The following is a 21,671-nucleotide window of genomic DNA, read 5'->3' as shown; positions in this document are numbered from 1 at the left end:
GGCGCTATTGTAGGGGGCGAGGCGTATTTGTCTAGTTTTGACTAGAATTAATGCTGTTTTTTTGTGCGTTCCCCTTTAGTTTTATACGTTATAGCCGATAATAAATTACTCACGCTTAGGAGACGAATTATGAAAATCAATAATTTTGGCTTTATGCCAAATAACAATATCAATAAATTCAATAATAAAGTAACGATACCACAGCCAACAATTAAGTCTCCTCAAGATAGTTATCAACAAAGCGGGAAAGAACTTGCTGCAAAAGTGTTGGGCGATAAGATGGCTGAGCAACTTGGCTTACCTGTTGCTGAGAAAAAAGCAGATAAGTCATTATTTGATTTTGGCGAGGTAGTTAAAAATGTACTCGATTTTGTGACAGGTACACTCAAAAATGCGAAGGCTAATGGTGCTGATGATGACAAGCTCAAAGGCATACTTGGTGAAGCCCGCAAAGGTGTGCAAATGGGGATTGATGATGCAATTGATGAATTAAAAGGTACCGGTGTATTTAATACCGATATTGAAGAAGGCATTAATAAGTCCAAAGAAGGTATCTTTAATGGTCTTAATAAGCTTGAAGATGATTTGTTTAACCCACAACCGGCGAGTGTGAGTATTAGTCAGGCTCAATACGCTAGTTTAAGCAATAACGCTGAATACAAATTTACTACTGCAGAAGGTGATGAAGTTAGTATTAGTTTCTCCGACTCTTTTGAGTCACAGTCAGCGAGCGGTTATCAAAAGCAGGGAAATAGTGAAGGGTATATAAGTGAATCATCGCAGTCTCGAGAGTTATCATTTTCTATGTCGGTTAATGGTGATTTAAATGAAGATGAACAAAAAGCGATTAATGAACTAATGGAAGACATACAAGGAGTGAGTAAAACTTTTTTTAGTGGCGATTTAGACAAAGCATTTGAAGAAGCGCAAGCGTTGAGTTTAGATAACGAACAGTTAGTCGCTTTCTCAATGGATTTAAGACAAACCAAAACGGTTGCAACGATAAAAAGCTACGAAGAATACAGGCCAATACCAGAGAAGGCGGTCTCGGAAAAAATAGCCCCTTTTAATGACGATTTAAAAGAAGTTTATACAAAAGCAGCCGATCTGGGTCTGCAAAGCCAATTATCGGGTATTATGGAATGGTTAAATCAAGATCAAAGCGGGATTGATAAATTAGTTGATTATACTAAAGCAATGTTTGAAAACCTGGATCAGCTAAATACTGCGGCAGATGAGCTGGCTAATCTAGAATCACCGCAAAGTTAAACTGCTTTCCTTTACAAAAGTGACATGTCAAACTGCTATTCTTAATTTACAGTAGGAACAGTGGTTTGTCAGTGCACATTATGGTTTTTGATTCAGGTATTGGTGGCACTACGGTACTTGAGCATATTCAGCAGAGCATACCTCATGCTCAATACAGTTATTTTATGGATAATGCTTTACTGCCATATGGTGCTCAATCACAACAAACTATCATCAATCGTTTATGCGCCCTTGTACATTTCATCAAACAAGAAGCCCTCGACGTCGATTTAATTGTTATAGCCTGCAATACCGCATCCACGTCAGCGTTGAGTGCGGTACGTCAAATTACTGATATTCCAATTGTAGGCGTTGTACCTGCAATAAAGCCGGCGGCTCAATTAAGTCAATCAAAACATATCGGGCTTCTTGCCACGCCTACAACTGTATCAAGTTCATATACGGCTAAACTAATTCAAGAACATGCCAGGCATATAACGGTGAACTTATATAGTAGTGTTAAGTTGGTGTCGCTGGCAGAGCAGTACTTTTTTACTCAACAACTAGATACAGATGAGCTTTATAAAGAGCTGGATAGTTTAGAGATCAATAAAGAAGTTGATGTGTTGGTGCTAGGGTGTACACATTTTCCTATTTTAGCTAAACCAATAAACGCGTATTTTAATTCAAAAGTACAGTTGCTTGATTCTGGAGCTGCAATAGCCAATCGTGTTAGTGATTTACTTAGTAGTTACTGTGGGTTGAATAAAAAAGCTTCGCATACAAAAAAGCCGCTGCAATATTATGCAACGGCTGATATTTTTAGTACTAAGCTAGTAGTAAAGCTGGTTACACTGATTGATCAAGTTCAGGACGTATTGAATTAGCATCCTCATCTTGTTTTTGCTTTGCTTCACGAACTTTTAAAGTACGTTGTTGGAACTCACTATCATTTAACTTTGTTATAGCATTGTCAGCATCGGCTTGCGCCATTTCAACAAAACCAAAGCCACGACGTTTGCCAGTATTTTTGTCCTTTAATAAGCGGACATTAAATACTTTGCCTTGTTCTTCAAATAATGCACGAACAACACCTTCGTTTGCGCGATAAGGGAGGTTACCAACATAAAGAGTCTTAGTTTTCACTTCAACTTCTTCAGCGCCTTCAGATGACATTGCTGCGATAACAATTCCACCTATTAATAAACCAGCACCAAATAATAGTGCAGGGTCTAAGGCTAAGCTGCCAAAAACAAATTTAATGACAACAAAACCAACTACGGCAAGGATAACAGAAAATATAAAAGACTTTTGATCGGGTAATTTCATTTTAGATCTACCAATAAACAGGAAATAAACATTAATTTAACATTGTGAACTTGCTATCTTAACGTCTTAATCAAACATAGCAATGGTATTTGTGTTAAATAATAAAAAACAGTGTAAAAAAGCATCACCTTAGCTGTGTTTTTATATGGTTTCATGGTGTTTTGTTCTATTTTTGTTCGAACAGTAAAAAGATCTTAAAAAAGGGTTGATCTGTTTTCGGATCTCCCTATAATGCGACCCCACTGAGACGGGAAACGGCAACGCATAGCGAGGCAGCAACGACTCAGAGAGTTACATAAAACTTAAGTTTTGAATCTTCCAAAAGAAAGTTTAAAACTAAGTGTTGACTCGAAAAATAAAGGGTGTATTATTCGCATCCCTTGAGACGCTAAAGCGACTCAAAACGTTCTTTAACAATATAAAGCAATCATCTGTGTGGGGTGATAACATCAAGATGACTGTAACTCTAATCGCGCCAATCGCGATGGATGAAGGTCTTCGTTTTGCTATCCGTGAAGGCGGCCGTACTGTAGGTGCTGGTGTTGTAGCAACTATCGTAGCGTAATTATTAGCCTAGCTAATTATTACCAAAAAGCCCGAGCTTAGTCTCGGGCTTTTTAATGCCTGAAGAAAAGTGTCAAATGAAGGTGGCGTATCGTAGCGTAATAATTAGCTTAGCTAATTATTACCAAAAAACCCGAGCTTAGTCTCGGGTTTTTTAATGCCTAAAATAAAGTCTTTGCTTAATTTTTATCTCTCAATAATTCTTATTATAATACCAATCGGCGTAAACCTTTGAGTAATTTAATGGTAAGTGTCTAGCAGAGTACACCAGCCTATAACTCGTCGAAACTACTAAGCTATTTTCGAGTTTTAATTAGGAAATGACCATGAGAAAAACATGTAGCTCTGGCGAAGCAATACGCTAGCGAACTGAGAGTTGCTAACAAAGTTCGTATCAAGGCGTTTTGTTAGCACAAAGATCACGAAACACGTCGACTTTCAAAAACCCATTAGTGGACTTGTAGTACTCATTGAGGGTGTGCAGAAACGTGATGCCTACATTAGGGCATTATTTTTAAGCGAAAGATAAACTCAAATTGCTGTATTGGAATAAAACAGGCTTCAAACGAATCGAAAATGTAGTGGTCAATAAAATTTGACTACAGTTTTAGAGTCTTCGTACTATTTTAGGTTAATTTAGCACTAAACCGGCGTTATAATGATTGCAACTGAATGCGTTGCAGGTTTAAATTTCGCCATTTTTTCCACCAAATTTGTATGCAGATAGCATAACCTGTTTTTCTTAACGTAATTGGTATTACAGTTTAGATGGGGTTTTAATTCTTCAGTATCTGTTTAAGTATGCATACAGCCCACTAGTGGCTCGTGTAATCGCTTTCCACGCCTTGGGATAGGTACGATTATTAACTCAACGAAATTAGGTAGAGCTTTCATCCAATTACTCAATGGTCTTGCGATCCTATCTGCATAGGGAAAGCTAATTAATTTTATGAATTGGCACCAGATTGCCTAGAAACGAATAATACAACACCGCTATAGTTGAGTCTAAGTGATAAAAAACTAACAAAATAAGCACTCCGTAACAATATACTCTGAGGTCACTTGGTAATAGACGTTGAGCTTTGTGCCCGCAGGGACGGCGCTACTTAGAGTATCCATAATCTGAAATGTTAACATATTTTGATTAAAATCTAATAATTTGGCACATTTAAAGCCGAAGAATTCACCAACACTTGCGTATAGCGCTTTATAAATACTCTCTTTTGCTGAAAATATAATGCTCAGTGGAGAGGAGAGTTGTTTACCTAGTCGCTGAAATACCAAGATTTCATCCTCTCTTAATATTTGATTATTAAGATTATCCTCAAGCTCATCAGGCATCTTTTTTTCAATATCTATACCGATTCCTTTGGCTTGGTTTGCATGCATAACTATCGCTATAGCAAGATCTGTCGTATGTGAAATTGATCCTATTGCTTTTATAGGCCATAAAGGCGCTCTACTTTTTGACGTGCCGATAATCTGATGTTTAAACCCCAATTTATCAAGGGCTCTTGTGGCACAAATTCGACCAGCTAAATATTCAGCTTTTCTTTTTATTACTGCCTTATTTAATTGTTCAGGAAAAGGTTGTCCGTAATATTGAAAACTATCGGGGGTAAAATATTGCTCAGAAAAGTTTATACAATAAAAGGGTACTAGTAATTGAGAGGTGAAATTAAAATTTTCTAGAATTTGCATTTTTTACTCCAATATTGAGCGGCTAAGCGTTTCAGGACTAGTTTACAAGGTCAAACATGCAATTTAAAATACATATCAGCTTTAAGGTACTAAAGTTTTTACGTCGAAAGACCAAGCATATGCGTAATGCTGGTCGGTTAAGTGAAAGCCAATAAATGAAAGAGCTACAGGGCGATTCAGCTGAATTTTCCTGTAGCCCTTTAATTATATAACTTGAAGCACTTATATCGGATTTCTATAATCAGTACTAATTTTATGAATAAGAGTGAATATATATTCATAGAATGCTTAACGGGCTGGCATTAGAGTAGATGCTTTTAAATCTAAACTAATACACGTACTAGATCACATTAATCGGTAGTGTTCATCAACTAGTTCAACATGATTTCCCATAAGATAATTCAGAACATTGTCATAGATTACATCTTTTAACTTAATTTCTTTCTGTAACGTGGTTTAATGGATTCTACTACCCCAGTTAAGAGATAATCAACTTAACTGGGGATCGATAATGACAAAACGTAAAAAGTATTCCAAAGAATTTAAACTTGATGCCATCGTATTAGTTGTTGATCAAAACTACTCTCAAGCAGAAGCCTCTATAAATTTAGGGGTAAATCCCAACATGCTTAGTCGGTGGGTAAAAGAAGCTGAAAATGATGATGGGCAGGCTTTTAGAGGGAACGGTAATTTAACCCCTGAGCAAGAAGAGATTAGAGAGCTAAAAGCGCAAGTGAAACGCCTAGAAATGGAGCGTGAAATATTAAAAAAAGCGACGGTCTTCTTTGCCAAAGAAACGAAGTGAAATATTCGTTCATAACCCAATACAAGAAGACTTGGCCTGTGGCGGCCATGTGCCGAATACTGTGTGTAAAAAGTAACAATTACTATAGTTATCAAAAGCGACATTCAACTAAATCAGAGGATCCAACACATCAAGAAATGATTGATTGGGTCAAGGACATAGCGCACTTCAGTGATAATACTTACGGTGAAAGGCGTATTCAGAAAGTCTTAAATGCACTCGGTTTTCCGGTGAGCCGTCACAAAACAGCACAGTTAATGAAAGAGGCAAATGTCTGGGTGCGTTATAAAAAGAAATACAAAGTAACAACGAATAGTGACCATAACAAGCCTATTTATCCCAATGTACTTGAGCAAAACTTCAACGTTGAAGCCGCTGATCAAGCTTGGGGACAAGATATCACTTATGTTTGGACTGCAGAAGGTTGGTTGTATCTGGCGGTAGTGATTGATTTATATTCGCGTAAAGTCGTTGGTTGGAGCATGGGCTCACGAATGAAAGCGCAGCTTGTCTGTGATGAACTGACTATGGCGATGTGGCAACAGCAACCCAAAGCAGGGTTAATTATCCATTCAGATTAAGGGGTTCAATATGCAAGCCACCAATATCGTAGATTGCTCAAGTCAAATGACTTTATTGGTAGCATGAGTAAGAAAGGCTGTTGCTGGGATAATGCTGTTGCAGAGAGCTTCTTCGGTAGTTTGAAGCCAGAGAGAGTGCATTGGAAAAATTACCCAACGCGTTATGAAGCTCAGCAGGATGTAATGAATTACACCTGCATGTGGTACAACAGTCGTCGCTTGCATTCGTACTTAAATTATCAAAGCCCAAATGACTTTGAAGAACGAACCGAAACATTAGATATAGTTTCTTAACTAGGGTGACTGAATTTAGTTGACCACGTCAAATAGATACTCTAAGGTGATTTCCTCCCCCCTCTTGCTTGCCTTGAGCAAAATTTAAGTATTTAGATTCATTACTCTAACGTACTAGATTAAATGTTGTTAATTAGCTAGGGATATGTTTTTATATCAAAAGATAATTGTCTAATCCCTATAATAGATATAAACATTTTCGAACGATTAAAGATAAATAGAAGTTTTTTATAAAAGCTTTTAACTGATTATTTGAATTACAGAATCAATAACAGGGGACGGATATCCAAAATTGGCAAAACAATATATTTCAATTAACTAAGGATAGTTATGCAAGCTTCAAGTATTTTCAACGGTTATATCGGATCACACTTATGTTACCATCTCGGGAAAAGTGGAATCTTTGATCTTTTCAACGATGCCGAAAAAATTGACATAAAAACCCTCACGGATAATAAAAATAACGAACAAAAATCAAGCCTGTTTAAATCCTTAATTGACTATAGCCTTAAGTTTGGACTTTTTGAGCAAGATCAGCATGAAAAGTTATCGTTAACGACATTGGGTAAAGATTTAAAAAAAACGTAGGCTTTTTTACTTGGGCTGTGGGCGGTTATGGTGATTTCATCAAAAACTTTACTTCGATAAATCCAGACAATGGCGAATCTTTTTACTCAATGGTCGACGGTGGTGATGTGGCACTGGGTTCGCGCCAAGCCAATCGTGCTTTTATGTGGGATACGGTGGTCGCTGAATTTGACCAACAAGATATCAAAAACATTGTTGATTTAGGCAGTGGTAATGCAGGTGCATTGATTAATGTCTGTAAGGTTTTTAACGGTGTTAATGGTATTGGTATCGACATTAGCAGTAAAGCGATTGTTGAAGCCAACGAAAACATTTTAAACAATGATATGCAACAGCGCATCACGGTGCACAATCAAAACGTATTAGACGCTATTGATGACCCTGCACTGGGCGAAAAATTTGACCAAGTCGATACAGTAATGTCTTTTATGATGATGCACGATTTGTTTAACGCCCAAGACCCAGTCAAAGTATTGCGTAAGCTGCGGACTACCTTCCCAAATGCAAACACTTTTTTCATCGCTGACACCTTTTTGTCAGATGAGCAGCAGCTTGACGCCGATACACCGATTTTCAGTTATGGTTTTGAGTATGTGCATCATTTTATGAACATTAAATTGTTCAACAAAGAAGACTATGAGCAGTACTTTGTTGAGGCCGGGTTTGAAATCACTAAGGTGAAATATCTTAATGTGCCAAATACCTATTTATACGTTTTAAAATAGGGGCAATATTATGAGTAATCATCAGTTTTATAGTGATTTACCAATATTCAAAGAGGTTGAGGGCCATACTCGCTCGGTGCCGTTTTTTCTTTGCCAAGAGATGTTTGGTGGTATGCCCTTTGAGCTGGCCGGTGGCGATATTTCTCAATTGGTTGATGTGCCTGTGGCCAGCCCTCATTGTCATGAGGTTGATGAGATTTATTTTTTAATCTCGGCCAAACCCGCTGATGCGATCATTGATGTAACCATTGACGGGGAGGTGAAAACTTATGTTTCACCAAGTGTCATACATGTGCCAGCAGGTAAAGAGCATCAATTTATCACCAAAAAAGCCAGTAGTGGCAGTTTTTGCTTTGGTATTTTGTACGGTAAAGAAGGAAGCCAGTAAATGACTAAATTAACCACCTTTAACGCCAGCGATAATCATGTGCAAAATCGTTTGCATCTAAACGAAACCAACAGTGATAAATTGCAAGTGTTAGATTCGTTATTTTTGGACGAGTTTAAAAAAATCAGTACCTACCCCGATCCAAGCAATGCTGAATTAATCAACACCTTGGCAGAGTTTTATCATGTGCCAAAAGACATGCTAATACTGGGTAACGGTGTCGACGAAATAGTGTTATTGATGTGTCTAACCTTTTTAAAAGGTGGGAAGTCGAGTTTAATTGCTGAGCAAACTTTTCCTGGTTATGAAACTTCAACCATAGTGGTGGGCGGCAAAAACATTAAAGTGCCTTTGGTGAATTTAAAATGTAACCTAGAGCGCTTTAAAGATGGTATCAATGATGATGTGGCGGTAGCATTTTTATGTAATCCTCATAACCCAACAGGTTCGCTGATGAGGATCAATGAGGTAGAGCAGTTTATTGAGGTGATGAACCAAAACAACATTATTCCGATCATTGATGAAGCGTACATTCAATTTGCTGATGAACAAAAACACTCGGTTTTGCAAAAAATAGCCAACGGTGCCAATGCGATAGTGCTTAGAACGTTTTCTAAAGCTTATGGTTTGGCCGGATTGCGGGTGGGTTTTGCCATGGGACCTAAAGCATTAATCGACCTAGTCGCACAGTCGGCGTTGGCTTTGCCTTTTAGGGTGAACCGATTTGCCCAACGTTTGGCTGGTGAAGTATTATCATTGGGCACGCTAGAGAAAACAGTGCAAGAAGTGAATGGTTTGATGGCACAGTTGACGGCTCAACTGAGCCAAAACAACATCGAATTTGTGCCTTCATCTACCAATTTCATGTGCTTTAAACCGCACCATGGCACCGAGCAATTGATGGCTAGGGCGAATCATTTGGGCACTCAGGTTCGCGACTGCACGGCTTTTGGTTTATCTGGCTGGATCCGAGCATCGATTTGCAGCCAGCAAGATTTACACAATTTGTTAAATTTGCTCAGCATTGTGCCCGTTGAGGCTAAAGACGAAGAACTACTTCAAACCTGTGAGTAATGCCACCTTTAATTTACGCTTTAAGCAAATTTTAGTTACCGCTATACCGCATATGTTGTTGATGATGTCGCAAAGTTTGATCAGTATCGTCGACATGCTCATTGTGGGCAATATTGGCGTGACTGCGATTGCGGCTGTTGGTTTGTGTGGCTTTATATTTGCAGTGCTCACCAGCGGTGTTACCGGCATTATGATCAGCGTGCAGTCTGTTGTTGGCAAAAAAATCGGCGAAGGAAAACCGCAAAGTACAGTGAATGCATTGCATGGCGCTTTGCTTGTTGCCATTGTAGTTGGTTCAGTCATTACGTGCAGCTTATTTTTTATCCCTTGGTTTATCTATTTGTTGATCGATGATCCGCTGTTGGCCAGTAACAGTATCGAATATCTTCAAGCCCTAGTGTTGGCTGCACCTGCTATAGGCGTGGTTAGGGCCTTTCGGGGTTATTTTGCTGGCATCGGAAAAAATCGATTCAGCTTGATGGTCATTTTGTCTATTTATACGGCAAATATTTTGATCAGCTACAGCTTAGTGTCGCTTGGTTTTGGCATTAAAGGAGCTGGATTGGGTACTGCCATATCGTTTTATATTGGCGTTTTGTTGTTTTTGGCTTGTGGTTTTTTAGTCGATAAACAGTATCGTTTTTTTAAGCGGGTATCGATCACAGTTCATTTCAAAGAGATCGCCAAGTTGTCGTTTTATGCCGGTTTTCAACAACTTTTTTTCTCCGCTGGATTTGCTGTCATGTTTATCATTGCCAGTCAAATCGGTGCTCAATCACTGGCTATTGTTACGGTGCTGAACAATTTGATGCTGTTTAGTGTGATGCCGTTGATTGGATTAGGTCTGGCGTCTGCAACATTTGTCAGTCATTCGTTAGGTGCAAAGCAAAACGGTGAGGCAAAAAAATGGGGCAATACAGCTCTGGCAGTCGGTTTAACCTTATGTGCACTGCAATTATTGATATTATTGATACCACAGCAAGTGCTGACATTATTTTTAAAAGATTCGGCTTTGGTTGAGAAAGTGCTTGGATTATTTCAACTCACTGTTATTTTTATCTTTTTTGAAGCTTTTGCACAAATTTTGAAATTTGCGATGTTTGGAGCAGGTTATAATCGTCGAATTGCTAGGGTAACTATCGCTTTACAATGGCTATTGTTTATCCCTGGGGTTTATTACCTTTGTATCGTGAAAAATCAGCACATTGACGTACTTTGGTTTTGCTTTTTAGCTTATAGAGCCATCGAGGCACTATTGATAGCCCTGATGTGGCAAGGTGAAAAATGGTTTTTTGATAGCACAAAACAGGCTGACATCGCCAAATAGCCTCTGAATTAATTATTAAAGGATTATCTAATGAACATACTCATTATTAACTTCGAATCGTTGTCAGCAAACCCTGTTTCACAATGGTTGGCACAGCACAATTGTTACATGATCACCACTGAATATTCGCTCAAAAATATTACCCCGGATGCTGCAAGCAGCTATAAGCATATTGTTGGTATTGATAGTGCTGATAATGATGATTTGATTTATTATTTTGCCGAAAAGCTCAATAGTAATGTTAAATTTGATTATGTAATCGGCATTCGCGAGTTTGACCTTTTACCTGCGGCTTATTTACGCAAGCAATGGGGTTTACCTGGTGCGTCTTTAGCGTCTACTATGGCTTATCGCGATAAAGGGCTAATGAAAACCCTGTTACGTGATAATAATATTGATGTTCCAGCGTTTTCTGTGATCGACAATACTTTGGATTTGACCAATTTCATTAATACCAACCAATACCCAGTATTGATTAAGCCTAGGGCATCAAAAAGCTCAAGAGGAATTTCGGTGTTAAGGGATGAACAGGATTTATATCAAAGGCTTAAAATAGGTTTGAAACGATCGTCAGAAGACTTAATTAATTTAATGGTCGAAGAATTTATTGATGGTCCAATGTACCATATTGATGGTTTGGTGATCGACGGTGAGATCCGCTTTATTTGGCCTTCACTGTATGTGACCAATTGTAGCGGATTCCCTGACGGCGAGCATATTGCCAGTTGCATGTTGGCATCAAACGACCCATTGCTTGAGTCACTCAATCGTTATGTCAGCGATTGTATTGATGTATTGCCCTCGCCTGAAAACTTTGCTTTTCATGCCGAGGTGTTTAACTGTAGTGATGGTTCATTAAAGTTATGTGAAATCGCTGCCCGTGCTGGAGTTGGTCCGGTGATGACAGCCATTGAAAATGTGTTTGGTATCAACATAAAAGAAATTGCTTTTAAAGCGTCTATTGGTCAAAAAGAACCCCAGATACTTGATCATGTGATTGTTGAACCAGAGCAATTTTGCGGTTGGATCATCATTCCAAATAAAGTCAGTAATACTTATGTTGATCACTTGCCGAGCAAATGTCCTTTTGAACAGGTGAAAAACTTTAATGTATTCGCCAGCAACGGCGATTATTTTGATGACGAGCGGTGTGTATTAGCCGAAATTGCTATTACTGGGGCTAGCACGGAAGAAGTCAAAAACACCATTGAAAAAACTATGGATTGGTTTAATTCGACGGTACAGTGGAAGTCGAGTATGTGATTTTTTTAAGCATGCTACACCAAAGAAGTTAGTATTAAATCAAGGGTAAAAATTCATTCTAAATAAAGTTTAACCGTATAAAAAACCATATCAAAGTGAATGAAAACCATGATGGTTTTTGATTATAAAAGAAATCTTCTTTATGCTGCTTTTATCCTTAAATCTAGATGTTTTAAATGTCTCCTTTCATACACACCGAACCCGAGGAGCAAAACCTCCCTTATCCTATCAGTCTACATCGCCAGCGGTGGCCTGATTAAAAAAAGCCCGAATATTACTATTCGGACTTTTATCTAACTGATTAAACTATATGATTTAGGATTATAAAATAGAGATGAAACTCTATTATTACATCATTCCGCCCATACCACCCATTCCGCCCATGCCACCCATATCAGGTGCACCAGCTTCATCTTTTGGGATTTCAGCTACCATTGCTTCAGTAGTGATCATTAGACCCGCAATAGACCCTGCAAATTGTAGTGCAGAGCGTGTTACTTTAGTTGGATCTAGGATACCCATTTCAATCATGTCGTTGTATTCGCCAGTTGCTGCGTTGTAACCGTAGTTACCATCGCCGCCTTTAACTGCGTTAATTACAACTGATGCTTCTTCGCCAGCGTTAGTTACGATTTGACGAAGTGGCGCTTCCATCGCACGAAGTGCAACTTTAATACCGTGGTTTTGATCTTCGTTGTCGCCAACTAAATCAACTAGCTTGCTAGCAGCACGTACAAGTGCAACACCGCCGCCAGGTACTACGCCTTCTTCAACCGCTGCACGAGTTGCATTTAATGCATCTTCAACACGGTCTTTTTTCTCTTTCATTTCGATTTCAGTAGCAGCACCTACTTTGATTACTGCAACACCGCCAGCTAGTTTAGCCATGCGCTCTTGAAGTTTTTCTTTATCGTAGTCTGATGTTGCTTCTTCAATTTGTGCTTTAATTTGTGAAACACGACCGCTAATACCCGCTTCTTCACCAGCACCGTCAATGATAGTTGTATCATCTTTGGTGATGATTACGCGCTTAGCTGTACCTAGGTCTTCAACTGTTGCTTTTTCAAGCTCTAAGCCGATTTCTTCAGAAATAACAGTACCGCCAGTTAATACGGCGATATCTTGTAGCATTGCTTTACGACGGTCGCCAAAACCAGGTGCTTTAACCGCTGATACTTTAACAATACCGCGCATGTTATTAACGACTAATGTAGCTAGTGCTTCGCCTTCAAGGTCTTCTGCGATGATTAGTAGTGGTTTGCTTGCTTTAGCAACCGCTTCTAATGTTGGTAATAATTCGCGGATGTTAGATATTTTTTTATCTACAAGTAGAATAAATGGGTTATCTAGTTCAACAGTGCCTTTTTCTGGGCTGTTGATAAAGTAAGGAGATAAGTAACCACGGTCAAACTGCATGCCTTCAACAACATCTAGTTCGTTTTCAAGTGATTGACCTTCTTCTACAGTAATAACACCACTGTTACGGCCTACTTTTTCCATTGCTTGTGCAATGATGTCGCCAATCTCTTTATCAGAGTTAGCTGAAATAGTACCTACTTGTGCAATGGCTTTAGTGTCAGCACAAGGAACAGATAACGCTTTAAGTTCTGCAACAGCAGCAATAACTGCTTTGTCGATGCCGCGCTTAAGATCCATCGGGTTCATGCCCGCAGCAACCGCTTTAAGGCCTTCGTTAACAATAGACTGTGCAAGTACTGTAGCGGTAGTTGTACCATCGCCGGCTGCATCATTTGCTTTAGATGCAACTTCTTTAACCATTTGTGCGCCCATGTTTTCAAACTTGTCTTCAAGTTCGATTTCTTTTGCTACAGATACACCATCTTTAGTGATAACTGGAGAGCCAAACGATTTGTCTAGTACAACGTTACGGCCTTTAGGACCTAATGTAACTTTTACTGCGTTTGCTAGGATGTTTACGCCAGTTAGCATTTTAGCGCGTGCGTCACCTGCAAAAAGTACTTCTTTTGCTGCCATGTTTTAAATTCCTCTAAATTCTTAAATGTTTATAAACGAAAAGTAGGTTTAGCCTACAATGCCTAAAATATTATCTTCACGCATGATCAGGTACTCTTGACCTTCGATCTTTTCAACTTTTTCAACATATGAGCCAAATAACACAGTGTCACCGGCTTTAACTTCTAACGCTCTCACGTCACCGTTTTCTAAAACGCGACCATTACCTACGGCTATAACTTCTCCGCGAGTTGACTTCTCAGCTGCAGAGCCAGTTAATACAATACCGCCAGCAGATTTTGTTTCTTCTTCTAGACGTTTAACGATTACGCGATCTTGTAAAGGACGAATGTTCATGTTTTTAGTTCTCCTAACAGTTTCTGAACAGGACAGAAAAAAGCTTTTCTAATTTGCATTCATTAATGGGGGTAGAGTGAAAAATTCCAAGAGAAAAAACGATAAATTTTTAATCTTTTCGCTCATATTCACCATCAATAGTTGTTGGCTGGTCCATTTGCTGCTGTTCACGCGGTGAATGCGGTTGTTGAGCAAATGGCGATGGCCCTTGTTTCATGCTTGCGCTCATTCTAACAGTTGCTTGGCTAGCAAGGCCTGCAGCCAATTTGTTACGAATAGCAGGGGTTAGTAATAGTAGTCCAAATACGTCAGTCATAATGCCTGGGGTAAGTAATAATACGCCCGCAATTACAACGCATATTCCGGTAAATAATTCTTTAGCTGGCATTTGCCCTTGCGCCATTTGCGTTTGCACATTCTGCAATGCGCCCATGCCTTGTGTCTTCACCATTTTGGCACCTAAAATAGCGGTCATAACAACCAGTGCAATTGTTGCAAACCCGCCAATTACATCGCTTACTTGAATTAGTAAGGCGATTTCGATAATAGGCACGATGATAAACAACACAAATAAAAATCTAAACATAACGCTCTCTAAATAATGACACTCAAAAGAGTTGATGAAATATAAATGAGGGTGACGAGGTCTCTTTTCAAGGTTAGGGCATCGCTATAGTTATTTTACTGTTATTTTAGCGTCTACACATTGTACCCTCTATCAGATACTATGAAGCTAGACACTGTTAAATAAGTAAGGTTCATAATGACTACGCAATTTAAACTGATTTTTACGACCTGCAAAGACGAAGGCGAGGCACGTATGCTCGCAAGGGCGTTAGTAGAGAAAAAACTCGCTGCTTGCGTAAATATCTTACCCAATGTGGGAGCTATTTATATGTGGGAAGGTGAAATAGCTGAAGCAATAGAAGCTAAATTACTTATAAAAACGAAATCAGACAAGATGAACGATGTGTTTTTAACCATAAAAGCAATGCACAGTTACGAAGTGCCAGAGATACAAGTTATTGATGTTGCAACCGGAAACTTAGCCTATTTTAATTGGATGGATGAGGTATTAAATTAATGCGTTTTTTCTTTTTATTGTTGGTAACTTTATTAGTTGTGCCTGTAAAGGCTGCGACTAATAATGTGCTTGGTGATTTATTAGGACCTCCTCAACATACTTTTTTGCCTGTAGAGCAAGCGTTTGCATTTGATTTTGACCAGCAAGGCAATACTTTGTTTGTGGGCTGGGATATAGCACCAGATTATTACCTGTATAAAAAGAAAATAGAAATCATTGCCAAAGGCGCAAACATTCAAGTGGGTGACTCTGGTAGTGGCGAAATTATTGAAGATGAATTTTTTGGTAAAACAGCAGTCTTTTTTAACGCTGTAAGTGTAATAAGTAAATTAAGTAATGTTACCGACGGTGCCGTAGTTAAAGTGCGTTACCAAGGCTGTGCTAAAGCAGGGCTTTGTTATCCGCCAGAAGTGATTAGTATTCCACTTAGTGTAATTAGTGGCGCACAGATTAAGAATGTAGATCAAAATAGCGCTTCCGATAAAGCCGCAACAGCGCAAAGCACATTTGCAGCCCTTAACGAGCCAGCAGCTGAACCTGCAACAAATTCAGGTGACACCGAAAAAGAACTTACTTTTACTGAGCAATTAGCAAGTCAGAGCTTAATAACTAATTTACTCATATTTTTTGTCGTTGGTGTTGGCCTTGCTTTTACGCCATGCGTATTCCCCATGTTTCCTATTTTGTCGAGCTTAATTGCGGGGCAACAAAATCTTTCTACTAAAAAAGCCTTCGCATTATCGTTTGTATACGTACAAGGTATGGCTGTTACCTATGCGGCTCTTGGTCTCGTTGTTGCAGCACTAGGTGGGCAAGTACAGGGGTATTTACAGCATCCATTTGTGCTAATCAGTTTTAGTTTGCTGTTTGTATTACTCGCTATGTCGATGTTTGGTTGGTACGAAATAAAACTACCTAGCAGTATGATGAATAAACTCACTCAGGTAAGTAATAATCAAAAAGGCGGCAACTATGTTGGCGTATTTTTAATGGGTGTACTTTCGGGATTGATTGCATCACCTTGCACTACGGCGCCACTGTCGGCTGCACTCTTATTTGTAGCGCAAAGTGGCGATTACCTAGTAGGTGGTTTAACGCTGTACGTGCTCAGTTTGGGTATGGGATTACCATTGTTATTACTCGGTACATCTGGCGGTAAATTGCTGCCTAAAGCGGGTGGTTGGATGGAGCAAGTTAAAACCTTGTTTGGTTTTGTAATGTTAATAGTGCCACTTATATTACTTGAGCGTCTAGTAAGCGCTGACATTATATTATTAATGGCAGGTGTGCTTGCATTAGCAACAGCACTGTACTTACATCATTGGCAAAGTAGCCAAACACAACGCAAGTTAAAAACTGCATTATGGTTTGCTGCCACTCTATTAGTTATTACAGGCTTTACGTTAACTAAAAACTACTTTTGGCCAGTACAAGTACAAACAGTACAGGTAAGCTCACAAAATAATGAGTTTAAACAGGTTGCTGATTTAGCCGAACTAAAAGAAGCCGTTGCACAAGCAAACGACGAAGGTCGAATGGTTATGGTCGATTTATATGCCGATTGGTGCGTGGCGTGTAAAGAGTTTGAACATTACACGTTTCCAGATGCCCAAGTACAAGATGAGTTTAGCCACTATCAGCTTATTCAAATTGATTTAACTGAGAGTGATAATAAAACAATTGAGCTAATGGAAGAGTACACGGTGTTCGGTTTACCGAGTATTTTGTTTTTTAACACCCAAGGTAAAGAGCTAAGTACACAACGTGTAACGGGCTTTTTAAATGCTGAGGATTTTGCTAAACACCTCGCTGTAGTGCGCGCTAGCGCACAATAATAGTGCAACAACGCCACTTGATTTAATCAAGTGGCGGATTCTGATTTCCTTCCTGATTTATTCCTACAGCACTGATTAGACCAGTATTTTGCTGCTATTTACGTCGAAATCACTATAATAGTTGGTTAACGTGAGAAATTGTTGCTACATTACTTTTTTTACTTACTTAAAAGTGAAAAATTAGCTAGTAACTGCTTAACTCATTACTTATAGGATATATCGCGTATTATGGCTGCAAAATTTAGCTTTTTAGTTATAAATGGTCCAAATTTAAACATGCTGGGCAAGCGTGAACCGGATAAATACGGTTTTCAGACGCTCAGTGAGATTATGAACGAACTAATCAGTGCCGCTAATAGTCTAGATGTTGAGTTAACGCATTTTCAAAGTAATAGTGAGCAAGCACTCATTGAACGAATACACGATGCTTGGCAAGCGGTTGATTGCATAATAATTAACCCAGCTGCATTTACGCATACTAGCGTCGCATTACGTGATGCACTGTTAAGTGTTGATATTCCGTTTTTTGAGGTGCATTTAAGTAATGTGCACGCACGTGAAGCGTTTCGCCATCATTCGTATTTTTCTGATGTGGCACAGGGCGTGGTATGTGGATTAGGCGCAATGGGTTATCACGCAGCATTGAATGCAGCAGTTAACCGGTTGCAAAATACAATTTAAATTAACACACAAACTAACTAATAGGCGGGTCGTATAATGGATATTCGCAAGATAAAGAAGTTGATCGAATTAGTAGAAGAATCAGGTATCGCTGAGCTGGAAATTACTGAAGGTGAAGAATCAGTACGTATTAATCGTAACAATATGAGCGCAGGCCCGGGTTACCCGCAATTTGCTCCACAGCAATATGCACCAGCGCCAGCAGCCCCAGTTGCAGCAGCTCCTGCTGCAGTTGAAGCAGCACCAGTAGCATCGGCAGAACCTACGGGTCATCAGGTTAAATCGCCAATGGTTGGATCTTTTTACGCAGCGGCCTCTCCAGAAGCGCCAGCGTATGTAGAAGTAGGTCAGCAAGTTAAAGTTGGCGATACACTTTGTATCATCGAAGCTATGAAAATGATGAACCAAATTGAATCAGACAAAGCGGGTACAGTAAGAGCTATTTTAGCTGAAAATGGCGAGCCAATTGAATTTGATCAACCTCTATTCATAATTGAATAATAGCGTAACGTAAAAGGCCAACTCTAATGTTAGATAAAGTAGTCATTGCAAACCGAGGTGAAATTGCACTTCGTATATTGCGCGCCTGCAAAGAGCTTGGGATCAAAACGGTTGCTGTGCATTCAACGGCGGATCGCGATCTTAAGCATGTATTGCTTGCAGATGAAACCATCTGTATTGGTAGACCAGCAGCCACTGAAAGTTATTTAGATATTCCGCGCATTATTGCAGCGGCAGAAATAACTGATGCGGTCGCTATTCATCCAGGTTACGGTTTTCTTGCAGAAAACGCCGATTTTGCCGACCAAGTTGAGCAAAGTGGCTTTGTATTTATCGGTCCTACAGGCGACACTATTCGCCTTATGGGTGATAAAGTATCTGCTATCGCAGCAATGCGTAAAGCAGGCGTTCCATGTGTGCCAGGATCTGACGGTCCTGTATCAGATGATAAAGAACGCAACATGCAAATTGCTAAACGCATTGGTTACCCAGTAATCATCAAAGCCGCTGGTGGCGGTGGTGGTCGTGGTATGCGCGTTGTTCGCAGCGAAGCTGAACTTATTGATTCAATAGCCTTAACACAGCAAGAAGCTAAGCAGTTCTTTGGCAATGGTATGGTTTACATGGAGAAATTCCTTGAAAACCCACGTCATATTGAAGTTCAAGTATTAGCGGATGGCCAAGGTAATGCAGTACATTTAGGTGAACGTGATTGCTCTATGCAACGTCGTCACCAAAAAGTAGTTGAAGAAGCGCCAGCGCCAGGTATTACAGCTGAAACACGTAAATTTATTGGTGAACGCTGTACACGAGCATGCATTGAAATTGGTTACCGTGGTGCAGGTACGTTTGAGTTTTTATACGAAAACGGCGAGTTTTACTTCATTGAAATGAATACACGTATTCAGGTTGAACACCCTGTAACTGAAATGGTTACTGGTATCGACTTAATCAAAGAACAATTAAAGATTGCTGCGGGTCAGCCTTTATCGTTCACTCAAGACGACGTTGTTATTCGCGGTCATGCTATTGAGTGTCGTATTAATGCTGAAGATCCAGAAACGTTTATTCCGTCACCGGGTAAAATTACACGTTTTCATCCAGCTGGTGGGTTAGGTATTCGTTGGGACAGCCATATTTACGCTGACTACACGGTTCCACCACATTACGATTCTATGATTGGTAAGTTAATTACTTACGGTGAAAACCGTGACGTAGCCATTGCCCGTGCGCGCAATGCACTTAATGAACTTGTTATTGACGGAATTAAAACGAATACTCCTCTGCATAAGAGAATTCTTGCAGATGAGAACTTCCAAAATGGTGGTACGAACATCCACTATCTTGAGAAAAAACTAGGATTATAATTCTAGCGTTTTAAAGAACCGGCTTAGGCCGGTTTTTTTATGCCTGAAACTGCAATTTATCGCCTTAAATAAATATTCTGGTATGATTAGCAAACATACGCTTTTAAGTGAATTTTTGAGGTAGTTATGACGCGTAGTTTTGAATCACACCTAAATGATGAAGTAGCCACAGTCGCCATGGGAAACCAAGTTGCGGTTATTATAGAACAAGGTGCGGTGATTTATTTACACGGCGACTTAGGGGCTGGTAAAACAACCTTTACCCGTGGCGTTGTGCAAGGCTTTGGCCATGCAGGTAAGGTTAAAAGTCCGACATATACACTAGTAGAACCTTATGAGCTTGAACGAGCAAATGTTTATCATTTTGATTTATACCGTTTAGGCGATCCAGAAGAGCTCGAATACATGGGAATACGAGACTATTTTTCGGCAGATGCAATTTGTGTTGTTGAATGGCCTGAGAAGGGTGGCGAATTTATTCCTGTGCCTGATTTAGATATTACCCTAAGCTATGTGGGTAACGAACGTAAAATTGTTATTAATAGTGCGAGTGATCGCGGTATAGCAATTGTCGAAAAACTAAATAAAAAACAATAAAATAGTGAAGGCAGTAATTATCAAATGAGTCGAGCTGTAGTTAAACTCTTTATTTACCTTATGGTTATTACTATAAGCCTGCCGCTGTGGGCGAAAAATACTATTAATAGCGTACGTGTATGGCCATCTCCAGATAGTACGCGTGTGGTGTTTGATTTAAATGACAAGCCCGATTTTAGTTATTTTATGCTAAAAAATCCTAGTCGTTTGGTGGTGGATTTAGAAAACACCAACGAGTTAAAAATACTGCCAAGTGTCCCCCCAAAACACCAAATAGTAAGTAAGTTACGCTACTCAAAACCAAAAAATAAACAAAGTGTCCGGTTAGTTTTTGAATTAAACGCACCAGTAAAACCTGTTGTGTTTGCTTTAGCACCTACAGGTCCTTATAAAAATAGACTCGTTGTTGATTTATATAATAAGAGCCAAGCAAAAACTGTTGTATCACCAGCACAAACAGCGGCTAAAAATCGCCAATTAAGCCAAGAGCGCGATATTGTTATTGCGATTGACGCAGGTCATGGTGGCGAAGATCCTGGCTCCATCGGTCCATCAGGCACGTACGAAAAAACGGTCACACTACAAATCGCTAAACGCTTAGAACGTATGATTGATTCTGAGCAAGGAATGATTTCGCGCATGGTCCGAAGCGGCGACTATTTTGTAAAGCTCAATACGCGTACAAATCGAGCTCGTGAGAAAAAAGCCGACTTTTTTGTTTCTATTCATGCAGATGCATTTTCAAGCCCAGGTCCAAATGGTGCCTCCGTGTGGGTATTGTCGCTCAGGCGAGCAAACTCAGAAGTTGGTAAGTGGATTGAGGATCAAGAAAAACATTCAGAGCTATTAGGTGGTGCGGCCGATGTGATGAAAGACGCGGCTAACGAAAAGTACTTAGCGCAAGCATTGCTTGATATGTCGATGGATCACTCAATGAAAACAGGTTTGAGCGTGGCTGAAGTCATGGTAAAAGAGTTACGCAAAGTGGCGAAACTGCACAAAAAAGATCCACAACATGCGAGCTTTTCAGTATTAAAATCGCCAGATATTCCTTCTATTTTGGTGGAAACAGGGTTTATATCTAACCCACGAGAAGAAAAACTTCTTAAAAGTGCGAATCATCAAGAGCGTTTAGCTAAAGCGATATTTACTGCGATTAAAACTTACTATTTAAAAAATCCACCTGATGATTCTTTATTTGCCAAATTAAGGTCGCAGTATCCGACTAAGCATAAAGTGCGCCCAGGGGAGTCTTTAAGTATGTTGGCAAGTCGCTATGGCATTACAGTCAGTAAATTAAAGCAAGTTAACAAACTAACCTCTAATACTTTATTTATTGGGCAAGAGCTTGATATACCGCAAAGTTAGACCTTATTGTCAGCGTAATG

At 39.5% G+C, this 21,671-nt stretch carries 20 protein-coding genes and 2 pseudogenes; 17 read left to right on the top strand and 5 right to left on the bottom strand.

Going from position 1 to position 21,671, the window contains the following annotated elements; all coding sequences use genetic code 11:
• The first annotated feature begins 129 nt into the window (after window positions 1-129).
• Window positions 130-1,269, top strand: a complete 1,140-nt coding sequence (locus ACJJVZ_RS18685; protein WP_405602651.1) for a DUF5610 domain-containing protein — start codon at window positions 130-132, stop codon at window positions 1,267-1,269.
• 65 nt (window positions 1,270-1,334) lie between these two features.
• Window positions 1,335-2,135 (top strand): glutamate racemase, encoded by an 801-nt coding sequence (gene murI / locus ACJJVZ_RS18680; RefSeq protein WP_193154652.1) that lies wholly within the window; start codon window positions 1,335-1,337, stop codon window positions 2,133-2,135.
• On the opposite strand, the gene ACJJVZ_RS18675 is transcribed toward murI, so the two are convergent.
• Window positions 2,098-2,577 (bottom strand): RNA recognition motif domain-containing protein, encoded by a 480-nt coding sequence (locus ACJJVZ_RS18675; RefSeq protein WP_405602649.1) that lies wholly within the window; start codon window positions 2,575-2,577, stop codon window positions 2,098-2,100. The genes murI and ACJJVZ_RS18675 overlap by 38 nt on opposite strands.
• Window positions 2,578-3,016: 439 nt before the next feature.
• On the opposite strand from ACJJVZ_RS18675, the pseudogene ACJJVZ_RS18670 reads away from it, so the two are divergent.
• Window positions 3,017-3,142 (top strand): annotated as a pseudogene (locus ACJJVZ_RS18670) (elongation factor Tu); the annotation flags it as partial.
• A 1,019-nt stretch (window positions 3,143-4,161) separates the two neighbouring features.
• On the opposite strand, the gene ACJJVZ_RS18665 reads toward ACJJVZ_RS18670, so the two are convergent.
• Window positions 4,162-4,842, bottom strand: a complete 681-nt coding sequence (locus tag ACJJVZ_RS18665) for a 4'-phosphopantetheinyl transferase (RefSeq protein ID WP_405602647.1) — start codon at window positions 4,840-4,842, stop codon at window positions 4,162-4,164.
• 511 nt (window positions 4,843-5,353) lie between these two features.
• On the opposite strand from ACJJVZ_RS18665, the pseudogene ACJJVZ_RS18660 reads away from it, so the two are divergent.
• From ACJJVZ_RS18660 to ACJJVZ_RS18630, 7 genes and pseudogenes are all read left to right on the top strand, one after another.
• Window positions 5,354-6,522, top strand: a pseudogene (locus tag ACJJVZ_RS18660) (IS3 family transposase).
• Window positions 6,523-6,852: 330 nt separating this feature from the next.
• Window positions 6,853-7,110 (top strand): hypothetical protein, encoded by a 258-nt coding sequence (locus tag ACJJVZ_RS18655; RefSeq protein ID WP_405602645.1) that lies wholly within the window; start codon window positions 6,853-6,855, stop codon window positions 7,108-7,110.
• Window positions 7,111-7,127: 17 nt separating this feature from the next.
• On the top strand, window positions 7,128-7,835 hold the full coding sequence (locus ACJJVZ_RS18650) for a methyltransferase domain-containing protein (RefSeq protein WP_405602643.1): 708 nt from the start codon (window positions 7,128-7,130) through the stop codon (window positions 7,833-7,835).
• A 10-nt stretch (window positions 7,836-7,845) separates the two neighbouring features.
• Entirely contained in the window at window positions 7,846-8,223 is a 378-nt protein-coding gene (locus ACJJVZ_RS18645) for a hypothetical protein (protein ID WP_077536759.1), read from the top strand.
• Window positions 8,224-9,297 (top strand): histidinol-phosphate transaminase, encoded by a 1,074-nt coding sequence (locus ACJJVZ_RS18640; RefSeq protein ID WP_077536760.1) that lies wholly within the window; start codon window positions 8,224-8,226, stop codon window positions 9,295-9,297.
• A complete protein-coding gene (locus tag ACJJVZ_RS18635; protein ID WP_077536761.1) occupies window positions 9,290-10,624 on the top strand; it encodes an MATE family efflux transporter in 1,335 nt (444 codons plus the stop codon). Before ACJJVZ_RS18640 ends, ACJJVZ_RS18635 begins: the two co-directional genes overlap by 8 nt.
• 30 nt (window positions 10,625-10,654) lie before the next feature.
• Window positions 10,655-11,887: an acetyl-CoA carboxylase biotin carboxylase subunit family protein gene (locus ACJJVZ_RS18630; protein WP_405602639.1), complete on the top strand. Its 1,233-nt coding sequence runs from the start codon at window positions 10,655-10,657 to the stop codon at window positions 11,885-11,887.
• Window positions 11,888-12,235: 348 nt separating this feature from the next.
• Here the strand turns inward: ACJJVZ_RS18630 and groL are convergent, their stop codons facing one another.
• From groL to ACJJVZ_RS18615, 3 genes are all read right to left on the bottom strand, one after another.
• Window positions 12,236-13,882 (bottom strand): chaperonin GroEL, encoded by a 1,647-nt coding sequence (groL, locus tag ACJJVZ_RS18625; protein ID WP_405602637.1) that lies wholly within the window; start codon window positions 13,880-13,882, stop codon window positions 12,236-12,238.
• 48 nt (window positions 13,883-13,930) lie between these two features.
• Window positions 13,931-14,218 (bottom strand): co-chaperone GroES, encoded by a 288-nt coding sequence (locus tag ACJJVZ_RS18620; RefSeq protein WP_077536773.1) that lies wholly within the window; start codon window positions 14,216-14,218, stop codon window positions 13,931-13,933.
• 109 nt (window positions 14,219-14,327) lie between these two features.
• The gene (locus ACJJVZ_RS18615; RefSeq protein WP_405602635.1) at window positions 14,328-14,804 is read right to left on the bottom strand and encodes an FxsA family protein; all 477 of its coding nucleotides are present in this window, start codon (window positions 14,802-14,804) and stop codon (window positions 14,328-14,330) included.
• Window positions 14,805-14,981: 177 nt separating this feature from the next.
• Between ACJJVZ_RS18615 and cutA the strand changes: the two genes are divergently transcribed.
• The 7 genes from cutA (at window position 14,982) to ACJJVZ_RS18580 (ending at window position 21,651) form a co-directional block, all read left to right on the top strand.
• The gene (gene cutA, locus ACJJVZ_RS18610) at window positions 14,982-15,302 is read left to right on the top strand and encodes a divalent-cation tolerance protein CutA (protein WP_405602632.1); all 321 of its coding nucleotides are present in this window, start codon (window positions 14,982-14,984) and stop codon (window positions 15,300-15,302) included.
• Window positions 15,302-17,137, top strand: coding sequence for a protein-disulfide reductase DsbD (locus tag ACJJVZ_RS18605; protein ID WP_405602629.1), 1,836 nt, complete (start codon window positions 15,302-15,304; stop codon window positions 17,135-17,137). Before cutA ends, ACJJVZ_RS18605 begins: the two co-directional genes overlap by 1 nt.
• Window positions 17,138-17,365: 228 nt before the next feature.
• Complete coding sequence (aroQ, locus tag ACJJVZ_RS18600; protein WP_405602626.1) at window positions 17,366-17,818, top strand: type II 3-dehydroquinate dehydratase; 453 nt, start codon at window positions 17,366-17,368, stop codon at window positions 17,816-17,818.
• Window positions 17,819-17,854: 36 nt separating this feature from the next.
• Entirely contained in the window at window positions 17,855-18,319 is a 465-nt protein-coding gene (accB, locus tag ACJJVZ_RS18595) for an acetyl-CoA carboxylase biotin carboxyl carrier protein (protein WP_405602623.1), read from the top strand.
• A 26-nt stretch (window positions 18,320-18,345) separates the two neighbouring features.
• Window positions 18,346-19,686 (top strand): acetyl-CoA carboxylase biotin carboxylase subunit, encoded by a 1,341-nt coding sequence (gene accC, locus ACJJVZ_RS18590; protein WP_077536779.1) that lies wholly within the window; start codon window positions 18,346-18,348, stop codon window positions 19,684-19,686.
• A 126-nt stretch (window positions 19,687-19,812) separates the two neighbouring features.
• A complete protein-coding gene (gene tsaE / locus ACJJVZ_RS18585; RefSeq protein WP_405602620.1) occupies window positions 19,813-20,283 on the top strand; it encodes a tRNA (adenosine(37)-N6)-threonylcarbamoyltransferase complex ATPase subunit type 1 TsaE in 471 nt (156 codons plus the stop codon).
• A 24-nt stretch (window positions 20,284-20,307) separates the two neighbouring features.
• Window positions 20,308-21,651: an N-acetylmuramoyl-L-alanine amidase gene (locus ACJJVZ_RS18580; protein ID WP_405602618.1), complete on the top strand. Its 1,344-nt coding sequence runs from the start codon at window positions 20,308-20,310 to the stop codon at window positions 21,649-21,651.
• Window positions 21,652-21,671 lie beyond the last annotated feature (20 nt).

Origin of the sequence: Pseudoalteromonas sp. Ld19, from assembly GCF_045064135.1 — a bacterium.
GTDB classification, from domain to species: Bacteria; Pseudomonadota; Gammaproteobacteria; order Enterobacterales; family Alteromonadaceae; genus Pseudoalteromonas; species Pseudoalteromonas aliena.
Note: the sequence above shows the minus strand (reverse complement) of the source record. Positions and strands in the feature narration are given on the sequence as shown.